This is a genomic window from Lunatibacter salilacus (assembly GCF_009797935.1).
GTDB lineage: Bacteria > Bacteroidota > Bacteroidia > Cytophagales > Cyclobacteriaceae > Lunatibacter > Lunatibacter salilacus.
The window spans coordinates 90,784-103,378 of record NZ_VOLC01000013.1; the positions used below are offsets into that span (position 1 = coordinate 90,784).

At 43.9% G+C, this 12,595-nt stretch carries 11 protein-coding genes; all 11 read right to left on the reverse strand.

The annotated features are described in order from the left end of the window. Positions 1-243 precede the first annotated feature (243 nt). A complete protein-coding gene (gene gldG / locus FQ608_RS17375; RefSeq protein WP_158859646.1) occupies positions 244-1,926 on the reverse strand; it encodes a gliding motility-associated ABC transporter substrate-binding protein GldG in 1,683 nt (560 codons plus the stop codon). Next, positions 1,923-2,639 (reverse strand): gliding motility-associated ABC transporter permease subunit GldF, encoded by a 717-nt coding sequence (gene gldF, locus FQ608_RS17380; protein WP_158859648.1) that lies wholly within the window; start codon positions 2,637-2,639, stop codon positions 1,923-1,925. The genes gldG and gldF overlap by 4 nt, the downstream gene beginning before the upstream one ends. Next, the gene (gene gldA / locus FQ608_RS17385) at positions 2,636-3,550 is read right to left on the reverse strand and encodes a gliding motility-associated ABC transporter ATP-binding subunit GldA (RefSeq protein WP_158859650.1); all 915 of its coding nucleotides are present in this window, start codon (positions 3,548-3,550) and stop codon (positions 2,636-2,638) included. Before gldA ends, gldF begins: the two co-directional genes overlap by 4 nt. Before the next feature lie 181 nt (positions 3,551-3,731). Continuing rightward, positions 3,732-4,931 carry a phosphoglycerate kinase gene (locus tag FQ608_RS17390; RefSeq protein ID WP_158859652.1) on the reverse strand — a complete coding sequence of 400 codons (1,200 nt, stop codon included), beginning with the start codon at positions 4,929-4,931 and terminating at the stop codon, positions 3,732-3,734. 38 nt (positions 4,932-4,969) lie between these two features. After that, on the reverse strand, positions 4,970-5,932 hold the full coding sequence (locus tag FQ608_RS17395; RefSeq protein WP_158859654.1) for an L-threonylcarbamoyladenylate synthase: 963 nt from the start codon (positions 5,930-5,932) through the stop codon (positions 4,970-4,972). Then, complete coding sequence (locus tag FQ608_RS17400) at positions 5,932-6,642, reverse strand: tetratricopeptide repeat protein (RefSeq protein WP_158859846.1); 711 nt, start codon at positions 6,640-6,642, stop codon at positions 5,932-5,934. The genes FQ608_RS17395 and FQ608_RS17400 overlap by 1 nt, the downstream gene beginning before the upstream one ends. 185 nt (positions 6,643-6,827) lie before the next feature. Next, complete coding sequence (locus tag FQ608_RS17405; RefSeq protein ID WP_158859656.1) at positions 6,828-7,379, reverse strand: NUDIX hydrolase; 552 nt, start codon at positions 7,377-7,379, stop codon at positions 6,828-6,830. A gap of 6 nt (positions 7,380-7,385) precedes the next feature. Next, entirely contained in the window at positions 7,386-7,970 is a 585-nt protein-coding gene (locus tag FQ608_RS17410) for a hypothetical protein (protein WP_158859658.1), read from the reverse strand. Further along, positions 7,967-9,886 (reverse strand): RecQ family ATP-dependent DNA helicase, encoded by a 1,920-nt coding sequence (locus FQ608_RS17415; RefSeq protein ID WP_158859660.1) that lies wholly within the window; start codon positions 9,884-9,886, stop codon positions 7,967-7,969. Before FQ608_RS17415 ends, FQ608_RS17410 begins: the two co-directional genes overlap by 4 nt. 192 nt (positions 9,887-10,078) lie before the next feature. Next, entirely contained in the window at positions 10,079-11,926 is a 1,848-nt protein-coding gene (locus FQ608_RS17420) for a ComEC/Rec2 family competence protein (protein ID WP_158859661.1), read from the reverse strand. A 72-nt stretch (positions 11,927-11,998) separates the two neighbouring features. Next, positions 11,999-12,556 (reverse strand): DUF3575 domain-containing protein, encoded by a 558-nt coding sequence (locus tag FQ608_RS17425; RefSeq protein ID WP_158859663.1) that lies wholly within the window; start codon positions 12,554-12,556, stop codon positions 11,999-12,001. Positions 12,557-12,595 lie beyond the last annotated feature (39 nt).

A 12,595-nucleotide genomic window follows, 5' to 3' on the forward strand; every position in this document is an offset into this window, starting at 1 on the left:
TGGTCATCTTTTATTAATTGGCCATTGCTGACTGAATATACGGAATTATTAATACAATAGGTAGTGATAGATCTAACCTACAAAAGGCCTAAAAAGGCACCAAATTTTTGTTTGGTTTTTAACAGGGTAAATTTAGGAATAAAATAACAAAAGCACCTATTTGAACTTGGAATCTCTTAAAAAATTATATCCAATGCCCCGATCGACCACCCCAACGCTTAAATGATGTGTTACATCACCAATTTACTTTTGCTCGTACCGTCTTTTTCGCCATACCTGACCACCCCAGCCAATAGCTATGATAAGAAAAATAGGCATTCCGATGTTGATAAATTGCCAAAAGGTCTTTTGGTTGGTTACTTTTACCCGATTGAGGGGTCTTATTTGAAATTGTTTGGTTCGGGAAGCAATAATCCCATCGGGGTCAGATAAATACTGCATGGTATGCTGCAAAAATTCCCGGTTGGCTAGTTGCAGTTCCCCAATGGGGTCCTGGCCCAAGGGTAAGGTTTCTCCAGATACAGGATCTGACATGCTTTTTATAAAACTGCCATCACCCACTACCATTACTTTTCCTACTGATCCGCTGTCCCGAAATGCCGTTGGGTCAAAACCTTCCGGAACAAATCTATTTTTAAAATAGGAAGTAAATTCTCCCTCCAGAAGATAGGCCAGTGGCAATCGACTCCATCTAAACGTACCTATCTCCGGTTCGGTGACCATATCTTCAAAAGCCACCCTGACCGGAGCATCCAGTTTTTTGCTGTATTCACTGGAAAAAATCAACGGAATTTTCTTCACACCATCCGCCTTTACGGTATCCATGGTACTCACAAAGCGGAACTGCACTTGATCCAATCCTTTTGTAATGGGATGGTCTGCCATGTTACCTGCCATCACATAAAATGGCCACGGTAAGGGCACTATTTGCGACTGATTTCCAAATTCTCCCGCCACCACGGGATGATAGCCAAAATTTAGGTCCTGAATCAAATCTCTGTTAATTCTGATGCCATATCTAAATAACAAGTCATCCAAGCCGCTATCAAATGGCATGGCGATCGTCCCGTTCCCATCCGCATCTTTAAGGTCTACCGCCAGTTGGTCTATAAAGAACAACAAATTTCCCCCATACATCAGGTATTGGTCTAGCAGGTACTTTTCCCTCTCGGTAAACGCAGCTTGCGGCCCCGCAATAATCAAGGCCTCGAATTCCATCAAATCAGCAACTTCATCCGCCTGATCCAAGGGAACCTTATATATTTCGAAATCATCTGAAAGTGCTTCCACCATGCCAAAACCATCGTCGGCGTCCATTTCCCCATGTCCCATTATCAATCCCACAGAACGCTGGTAGCGGGCAACCAACCGCTTTATCGCTCTTCCAATCTCAAATTCGAGATTCTCTATGGACATGTTCAAAATTTCGTCCGGGCTCATCCCCTGCTCACCCTTCAGCAGCAATGCCCCTAATTCGTATTCTTCATTTCGTACGACAATACCCGGGAATATCATCCTAGAGGTCTGTCCGCCATTTCGGGAGGCATGCAGGTTGGTGGGATTTATCCCATAGTCGGCTAGAGTCAGAATATATTCTCGTTGTATGTCCGATGGCAGTTCGAGGGGGTTTTGATAAAACACCCGAATGGGTTGAGAGCTGTATGCATCAAAGGTTTTTATGGTCTGCTCGATAGCTTTTTGAAATCGGCGCATCCCCCCGGGCAAGTCACCTGTCAGCAGAATTTCCACCTCAATTGGGGTGTCCAGGTCCACCAGAATTTCCTTGGTGGCATCAGAAATGGAATACCGTCCTTCCTCAGTAAGGTCCCAGCGGAAGGACAACCAATTGGCTGCCTGGGAAAAGACTACAAGTATGATAACCAGCAGCAGTAAAACCTTTAGGAAAATGGTAGTGTTGTGGCTCATTTTTTCGATATTATCCCCCAGGTAATCGTTAATACACAGGTTATAAACGCCGCAAAGTAAAAAACATTCTCTGCTACGATAACACCCCTTGACATACTTTCATAATGATAACTCAGGCTTATACTCTCCAAAACGTAGCCAAATTGCCCACTTAATTCGGCCATCGCGTTGAGTCCAATATAGAGCATAAAGCATATAAAAACCCCAATAACAAAGGCCACAATCTGATTATCAGTAAGGGAGGAACTGAACATTCCAATAGCAGCCATGGCAGCCGCTATCAACAGCAGCCCAATGAAGGATCCGAAAAACCCAGCACTGTCAATATTCCCTGCCGGATCACCTAACTGTACGATGCTATAATAATAAATTAAGGTAGGCAAAAGGGTAAGTATAATCAATACAAGAGTGGCGAAGTACTTTGCCAGCATAATCTGCCAAGCTGGTAGCGGCGAAGTCATCAGCAATTCCCAAGTACCTGATTTTTTCTCTTCGGCAACCATCCGCATGGTGACAGCGGGAATCAAAAACATAAATACCAAAGGGGTATAAGAAAATAGGGCCTCTAAGTCAGAATACCCATATTCCAGCACGCTCGTTCCCGGAAACACCCAAACGATCAGACCGAGTGCAACCAAAAAAACGACCATGATCATGTAGCCGGTGATATTGGTAAAAAAAGCATTTATCTCTTTCCAAAAAAGGCTGCTCATACACTGTCTTGGGTTAGTTCATGAAATACAGCCTCCAGATTTTTGTTTTCCTGCTTGAGCTCGACGAGATTTAATTGCCTTTCCTGAATGAGATGCAACACCTGCTTTCTAAATAGCTGCGGGTCAGGGGTTCGAATCAGGAAACGGTTAGAAGACAAAACTTTCAGATCTATAAGATTCACTGCGGAGAACCATTCCGCATCCAACGTTTCTTCTGTAGCCAACACAAAGGTGAATCCTTTTTCGGTTGCGGTAAGATTTTGAAGTAAGTCTTGAGCCACAATTTTCCCTCGGTGGATAATAACAACTTTCTCACAGATAGCCTCCACTTCTTGCATGATATGGGTACTTAGTACCAGTGTTTTGTTCAAACTGATTGATTTGATCAAGTTTCTAATTTCTACCAACTGATTGGGATCCAGCCCGGTGGTGGGTTCATCCAAAATGATTATTTCAGGATCGTGTACCAAAGTCTTAGCCAGCCCTACCCGCTGTCTATACCCTTTGGATAGTTGGCCGATTTTCTTGGTCCTTTCAGGCATTAGCCCGCATTCCTCCATCACCTTGGACACATTTTTTGCAAGTTCCTTTCCCGAAAGCTGATAGAGCCCTCCCATAAAAGACAAAAATTCTGGAATGTACATATCCAGGTACAGGGGATTGTGTTCTGGCAGGTATCCCACCATTTTACTGACCACTAGTGGATGTTTGGTTACGGATACTCCTTTTATGACCACATCCCCTCCGTCCGGAAGTAAAAATCCTGTAGCAATCTTCATCGCTGTGGATTTTCCGGCACCATTTGGCCCCAAAAATCCAAGAATCTGTCCCGGTTTAGCCTGAAAGCTAATCCCATCCAAGGCCTTTTGTGACCCGTAAAGTTTGGAAAGGTTATTTACTTCTATTGACATATATGGGTTTTACTGCCTGGTTGGATTGAAAATTTCCTGGATACCGTTACCGAACTGCTACCCTTCCCCGGCTACTTTATAACGTAACTATTCGGAAGATATTAAAAAAATAAAAGCTATACAATCAAAAAGCAGGATTAGACCCGAGCCTAATCCTGCCAATATTGCGAAATAAAACTATTTATGGCTCCAATGCCTTTACACCCGGAAGTTCCTTACCTTCCATCAGCTCTAGTAAAGCTCCACCACCGGTTGACACATAAGAAACCCTATCCCCGTAGCCGAAGATATTTACCGCCGCCGCAGAATCACCTCCGCCTATCAGCGAAAATGCGCCCTTCTCGGTAGCGGCAACTATTGCCTCGGCGACGGCCTTTGTACCTTCTTGAAAGCTGCTCATTTCGAACACTCCCATCGGACCATTCCAGAGAATGGTTTTTGAATTGGCGATGACCTCAGCAAACGATTCGCAACTCTTAGGCCCAATATCCAGTCCCATCCAACCATCAGGGATTTCACCCCGGTTGGCAACACCTTGCTCCGCGTCGTTGGCGAAGGCTTTTGAAATTTTGGAATCTTCAGGTAAAATAATGTTGACTCCTTTGCTTTTGGCTTTTTCCACCAATTCCAAGGCCAACTCCATTTTATCCTCTTCGAGCAGGGAATCTCCAATCGTTCCACCCATTGCCTTGGCAAAGGTATACGACATGCCACCACCAATGATAAGGTTGTCGACATTATCCAAAAGCCGCTCAATAATCTGTATTTTGTCTGAGATTTTGGCTCCTCCCATAATGGCTGTGAAAGGGCGTTCCGCACTGGTCAATATCTTTTCGGCATTCTCCAATTCAGCCTGCATCAGATATCCCGCGGCTTTTTCTATAAAAAACTGGGCAACTATTGCTGTAGATGCGTGAGCACGGTGGGCTGTTCCAAATGCGTCATTTACATAGATATCCCCTAATTTCGAAAGCTTCTCCGCAAAATCAAGGTCACCCTTTTCTTCCTGCTTATAAAAACGTAAATTTTCCAGGAGAAGCACTTCACCCGGATTTAAGGATGTCGCCAAGCTAGTCACCTCAGTGCCAATACAATCCTGGGCAAACTTCACTTTTAGATCCAGAGCTTTATTTAAGTCCACGACTATATGCTTGAGGGAAAATTTGTCCTCAGGGCCGGATTTAGGCCTACCTAGGTGAGACATTAATATCACTGAGCCCCCATCTTTCAAAATCTTTTTAATCGTCGGAACGGCTGACGTTATCCGCGTATCATCGGTTACATTGCCTTTCTCATCCAATGGAACATTAAAGTCCACCCGAACCAAGGCTTTTTTACCTTTGAAATCTACGTTATCTACTGTCTTTATTCTATTTTTCATCGTTGGAGTTTATATTGGTTGATTCAAAAATACACATTTTATTTCGCAGCAGCCCTGCGAAGTCGGTCATTTATAGCCTTTCCCAAGTCTTTTTCCGGGAGTTCCTCTGCCAAAATTACGGAAACATCCGCCTTATCCAACAACCGCATTCCAGAAAATAGATTTCTGGCGGCCTCTCCGAGATCTCCTGAGGGACTTAAAATTACCTGACGTGCATCGGGTATTTCAGGAAACACTTTATTAAAAGACAAAACCCCGAAGTTTTCACCGCGTTGACTAAATTCGGAAACCAAAGTATCCAGGTCTCCCAACAAAACTGGAGTCTTTGGAGCATAGTGACTTTTCAGCATTCCCGGCGACTTGGGGTTGCTGCTAGACTGGGGAAGAATCAGCACCGGGCCTGCCACCTGCTCTATAGCTGAGACGGGAATACCACCCAACCTGTAAACAATGACCTGCCCCTGCTCTACCCCCACGATCGTGCTCTCCAATCCAACCGTACAATCCCCTCCATCCAAAATATAGGGGATTTTGTCTCCCAATTGATCCTGCACATGAAGTGCACGGGTGGGACTGATATACCCGAATGGGTTGGCACTGGGAGCAGCCAACGGAAAATCAAGATTTAAAAGCAATTCCCTAGTCAACGAATGACCAGGAATCCGAACAGCAACAGTATCCAAACCACTTGTTACCAGGTCTGGAATTTTGTCATTTTTTGGCAAAAGCAATGTCAGCGGACCGGGCCAGAAACTTTCAGCCAAGGCCATCAACTCTTCAGGAAAGAAACGAATGAACGAACGAGCTTGCTCCAGACTTCCCACGTGGATAATTAAGGGGTCAAAGCTGGGACGCTTTTTTGTTTCAAAAATAGCCGTTACCGCTTCCGGGTTCAGCGCATTGCCCGCAAGCCCGTAAACTGTCTCTGTAGGCATTCCCACCAGCTTACCTTCACGAAGCAACTGGCTGGCCTTTGCGATATCAGTTCCTATTTCCGCCATTACTCTTCACAAAATTCATCTACCCATTCTTTAGCCGCTGTATATCCCAAACTTAGGGCCATTTTTAAATGTGCACAGCCTTCTTCTTTATTTCCCAAAGCACTCATTTGGGTCACACCAAGCAAGTAATATGCCGCCTCGTTTCTTTTATCGAGGTTTATAACTTCGGTCAGCGAAGAAATCGCTCCCATCGGGTCATTGTTTCCGAGCAAAGCTTTTGCTTTGTTGAATTGTACCTGTGGCTGATTGGGATTCGATTGAAGTGCCAACTCAAAATCAAAAAGTGCATCTTCATAGGCTTCCATCCCCAGAAGTGCAAGTCCCCGATTATAATATATGTCCGTTTGGCTGGGGTCAAGACCATTGGCAAAATTATAATCCACAATGGCATCCCTGAATTCCTTTTTCTCCAAATAGGCATTACCCCTGTTAAAAAATGGTTTGTAAGAGGTACTATCCAGCTTAATGGCTTGATTGAAGGCTCCAATGGATTGATCCCATTGCTGCATCTCAAAATAGGTTACTCCTTTTACATTCCAGGCAGAGAAGCTTGCTGAGTCCTGCTCAATGACCCTGTCAAAGTAGCTGATGGCATTTGCATATTCACCTGCTTCCAATTGACTTATTCCTTCTTGTAACAATTCTTCCGGTGATGGCGAACAGCTAAGAAGGCCAATAATCAAGAGGAACACGCCCAAATTTTTTTGCATCATATCGAAATTTTTGGCAAAGATAGGGATTCTCCCGCTCTATACCTTAGGTATTTCGGTTCTTTGATGGGTTTACCTGAAATTGAGAAGCTAGGCCGTGAAAATCATCCTACTTTTCACCGGGTGTTAAAAAGTTAAAAACATAGTTATTGAAACCTTGAAAACTAACACTCAAATTACTCTCTTTAAATCGTAATTTCAGATTTACTGGTTTTTTCCAACATGCGGAGAATGGAACTGTTGGCACCGACTAATTCCTCGATATACTCAAAATTGATCCAAGCCAAGTCTTTACTCTCCGAACTTATCGTAAGCGGTTCGTTGATTTCAGCCTCGATTAGGAATCGGACATCGTAATGAAAATGTTGGGGGACGTCTCCTCTTTCAGGAATCATGTGTCTGTCAATATCAAAAATCGACCTATCCACCAAACGTAGTGATGTAAGTCCACTTTCCTCCCGGGCTTCATTCAAAGCTACCTCAAGCAGGTTTTCGTTGCTATCGGAATGGCCTCCAAGTTGAAGCCACTTGTCAAGTTTGCGGTGTAGGGTCAACAAAGCATGCGTTCGGTCTTTGTTCACAATCCACGCCGAACCTGTAAAATGTCCCTGATCCCTCTCCCTACTAAACGCTAACGGATCATCTACCAAGCCTATAAAATCATTCAAAAAGGATTTCTCGTCGTCAAATGGCGTTCTATAATTTTCTAAAAGGAATTTTAAATGTTTCCGGTTCATAATAGTTTAGGGATTAAACAGCCTTTCGACAAAATCATCAAAGGGCTTTGCGGGCAGGTATAGGTGGTCCGCATATACCGTCACCAATACTTTAACAAAACTGGGTTTATCGTCTAAGGAAACTTTCTCTATGGTCACATTACCAAAAAGCTGATCTATTTTCCGGCCAATGGTGGCCGCAGACAAAGGCGGTTTGAAATAAAGCTTCTCGGTAATCTTCACCGAATCCTGCATTTCTTCCATTTTTCTATCCAAACTTACCCGTTGATATCCCAAAGCTAACATTCGCTGGCCAAAAGAAAAGAAAAGTTGCTGAAAAATTTCGGCTGTGAACGGAAGTTCATAGGTTACTGCAAACCCATTGGCATAGGGGGACGCCAATACATGCAGGGTGGGTTTGTCGTTAATCCCGGCCTTTTTTAGATGAAGATTAGTATATACCTTGGCTAAAGCCCTCATTCCCTCCTCCGATTCCATCCAAGCGGCGGTGGCTGAAATTTCGTCAGGGGATTGGGTGAAGTTTTCCTTGTAGGTAAGTTTTTTCTGCCTTTCCGGAAACAGCTTCCCCATAATATCTTCTATAAAGGTCATTCCGTTTTAATTTTTATTTTCCCATCACCTTCGGTGAAAATCACTTCTTCATCTTCCATCGTACGAAGCACTTCGGCAGCCTCCATATCCTGGGATAGTCCGGCCGCATTTAGAAGGTTCATCAAGGAAAACGCATTACCCCCAGCTAAAGTTTTAAGTATTTTATTCCGGATGGCAGTATGACGTTCAAATTGGTGCCCTGCTTTTTTCATTTCGAGGCACACGTCACAGGTCCCACATAGGATATCACTTTCTTCTCCAAAATAGTCCAACACCTGCAAATTGCGGCAACGCCTGTTGTTTTCCACATAATCGACCATGGCCTTTGCCTTGCTAATGGCTAAGGTTCTCCTTCGTTGAATCCGCTGCTGATCCAATGGAAGCTTGCCCGCATCGTATCGGGGAGTAAGAAAAGTGACTTGCGGCGTATCCTTTCTGGGATGGTAGGCCATCACCTCCAACTCATCTAGCTGACGAAGCAGCTTAACTAGTTCAGACTCCGGAATTGAGAGGCTTTTAGCCAGTCGGGATTCCTGAATTTTAACGTAAACTGCAAAAAGCTCCCCCCCGTGCATGCGCAAAAGTAGTTTTATAAGTGGATCCAACCTTACATATTGAACTTGGGTTTCATACAATTGTGTGGGATTGACCAAAATATGCAAGGTAGATGGGGTATGGATACTTTCACTCAGAAGTAATAGGGACTCCTCCTCCATCACCTTCATGGCATTGTAGGTCAGTAGCGGATCCAATTCATAAGTCTGCGTAAATGCATGCATATCAAAGTCAAAACTACTCATCTGACTGCTTCCCACGGCCAAACGATAATTGTTGGCCAGGCACTGATACACCTTTTTGATCCACTCCGTAGGGGGATACGCCTTCTCCGCCCGCTGCTTCAGGGTAATCAGATCAAATGGCTGCGCAATCAACACTGCAAACGCCCTTTTTCCGTCCCGGCCTGCCCTACCAGCTTCCTGATAGTAGTTTTCAAGGTTTTCCGGCAAGTCGGTGTGAATGACCACTCTTACATCGGGTTTATCTATCCCCATGCCAAACGCATTGGTTGCTACCATGACACGTACTTTGCTATCGATCCAATCCGACTGCCGCTGAACACGCAGTTCCGGGGACAAGCCCGCATGATAATAGGTCGCCGAGATCTTCAATTGGTTAAGTTGGTCTGCGATTTCTTTTGTTCCCTTTCTGTTACGGGCGTAGATGATCGCTGTCCCAGGCACTTTGCTAAGAATGTCAAGTGCTTTTTCGAATTTGTTTTCCGCCTGCCGGACCACAAAAGAAAGGTTGGCCCGGGTGAATGACTGGATAAAAACCTTGGGGGTAGAGAGCTGGAGCTTTTCAATGATATCCTTCCTTACTTCCAAGGTTGCAGAGGCTGTGAGTGCAATGAAAGGCACATTGGGATGAATTTCCCGCAAGGCGGCAATCTCCAGATAAGGCGGCCGAAAATCGTATCCCCACTGGGAAATGCAGTGGGCTTCATCCACGGCAATAAGAGAAACAGGCATTCGCCGAAATCTAGCCAGAAACAATTCAGTTTTTAATCTTTCGGGAGATACATAGAGGAATTTAATATCCCCATATACACAATTATCCAAGAGCGTGTCAATTTCCCGCTGCCGCATTCCGGAATAAATCGCCACTGCCTTTACACCTTTCCGCTTGAGATTATCCACCTGATCCTTCATCAAAGCAATCAGCGGACTGACGACCAGGCAGATTCCATCCATCATCAACGCAGGCACCTGAAAACAGATGGATTTTCCGCCTCCTGTGGGCAGCAGGGCCAAAGTATCCTGTCCATTAGCCACTGAAAGGACAATTTCCTCCTGCAGCGGCCTAAAGTCCTGATAGCCGAAAACTTGCTTTAAAACATCTAATGCCTTGCTTTTCAATGGTTCTATAGAAAACGGGTAAGATTTGCAAACGAAAAGTAACGGTCTTCCTGATTTTGCAATTTATTTTTTATCAAGATAGGTGACTATAATTCCAAACGCAAGTTTTAGAAATTACTTTGTAATATAGCAAAGCATAGCCGAAAGGATATTCCTAACCGGATTGTGAATCGAATTCCCTCGAGCCTGAAATTATTCCATCGCTACAGATTGGTCTAGTATGCGGACTGCACCCTTATCTGGCAGAAACACATACAGATCTTCATCAACCTCTCTCCACGCCAAAGGCTTGCCATTTATTATACCATGTTGTATGCGGTTTGGGGATATTTTATAGGAAACATCTGTTTCCGATACCCCATCGGTAAGGGAATAAAGTTGCCCTTTGAAAAAGTAGTCAACAGCTTTTCCCTTCCCTACATTATAAATTACCAATTCTGTGGCATTCTGTCTTATATAAAAATCCCCCCACCTCATTCCAACTAATAAAATCGCAAAAGCCATACCGATATAGGCTACCTTTTTCATTCTACTTTGAATAAGTAAGTAGATACATATTATAAATCCCCAGGTCAGCAGCATTTCCGTCCATCGGAAACTGAGGTTTTCCATCTTGGAAAATGGCAGGTATTGTACTGAAAAAATAACAGCATTTACCCAGCTGATCAAATGGCTTAGAACTGTTCCCAATATAGAGGCTACCGGTTCTACAAAAGACAGAATTAAAAAAGGTATTCCACAAGCCATAATCACAAAGGCACCGGGAATAGCCACGACATTTGCCAGCATAAAATAGGTAGGAAATACATGAAAATAATGAACGGATAGCGGAAATGTGGCCAACTGCGCAGCGATACCTACGCTTGTTATTTGCCAGATGTAATCTACAATCTTGCTTTTTGGTGTCCACCAGCTTACGATAACTGGCTGAAAAAGCAGAATACCCAGTAAGGCAAGATAGGAAAGCTGGAAACCGACGGAAAACACAATAAAAGGATCATAAAGCACCAGAACCATAGCGGACAGGGCCAAGGGATTGAAAATCGAAGGGTTTCTTGACCTCATTTGTGCCAGGCCCATCAGTGTAAACATGGTGGCTGCCCGAAGGACTGACGGCGACATGCCGGTAATCAGCGCATAGCTCCATATAATTCCAATCACTACCAATAAATAGGGAATACGTTTGTGCGGCGGCAGTTTTTGGGGCTTCCAGAAAAGCAGGAAAAACCCATAAATAATACCAACGTGAAGACCCGAAACAGCCAATACGTGCATGGCTCCTGCTGTTGCATACGCCTCACTAACCTCATATTCGAGGCTACCTTTCTGCCCCAGCAGTAGGGCATTTGCAATTTGTTTGGATTGGGGGTTGGAAACAAACCGTTCAATAGTTTCTTCCAATTCGTGACGTAAAAGCACTACTTCCGAAGCTAAGTCCCAAGAAGTTCGCTCCCCAACCCTAATCAGGCCTTCGCGAATGAAATGGCGGTGATAAATCTGCTTCCTGGCCATGAATTGCGCATAATCGAATTCATGTGGATTTTCAGGACCCGCAATTAGATCGGGCTTCCCGGGTATCCAATAGACCTCTCCTGGTGAAAGTGTGTTTTCCCCTGAATGATACACTAAAATTTCTCCTTTGGCTGGGATAAATGAGGTGTCTTTTCGAACCGCAATTAAACGTACCCTGTTCGCAACGCTCCTTGCCTTTGGTTCATCCATTTCCCTTACCTCGGCCAGATATCCCTCAAATTCCCCTTGAAAGAGTAGGTGCTGGGTATCCTTTTTCACGTCCTTCAAAAGCGAAAAGCTAATCCCAGCTAATGCCAATATTCCATAGGCAAGCAGGGGTAGCACTGACATGAAATACGATCCTTTTCCGCGCATATCACGAAATAAAAAAAAACTGTAGGCAATAAAGAGCACCACACAGCCCACAAACCAGTGGCTATGGTCAAATATCCCGGCATAGGGATAAAGGGCTACACCCAGAAGAAAAAACAGGATGTACCTCAAAAAAGGAAACTCGTTGAACGGCATGACAAAAAAAAATTTCCTACAATTTAACGATTGTAGGAAATATGTCCAATACCTATTTAAGAAAATTTAGTTTTAGAATCTAAATCCGATGCTAAACCCTGCCTTAAATTCCACCGGCCTAAACCGTTGGGAAGCTTCCTCATTGAATCCGCGTCCAATATTTACATAAGGTCCTAAGGCAAATTTATCATTGTGGACCCATTTGTATCCTCCACCCATTCCTATAATAAAGGTGTTTAATTCAGTTTCAATGGACTGACTGTTTTCGCCAACTTCCGTAAAAGTACCTGTACGATACTTCACGAAGGGACTGACATAAAAACCGGATGGTCTATTGGGTGAGACAAAATAATAATTGAAACCCAATAAATAACTGGTAGCATCAAAAGATCTCCCCTCCCTTTGGTCGGAAACATAAGCAAACCTGTCGAACAAATGTATCTCAGCGCCAATTGACTGATTCTGATCTATAAAATGTTCATAGCCCAGTTCCAAACTACCCAAAACAATAGTGTTCATGATATTAAACTTCACCTCATTTGATGGGATGGGATTAGCCGGTAATTCCTGAGCATTTACAGTTATTGTCACACATGATGCTAAAAGAAGAATAATACTGAGCTGTTTCATAAGAAAATATATTTAAATTAAAAAACCCCCCGCTGAGTT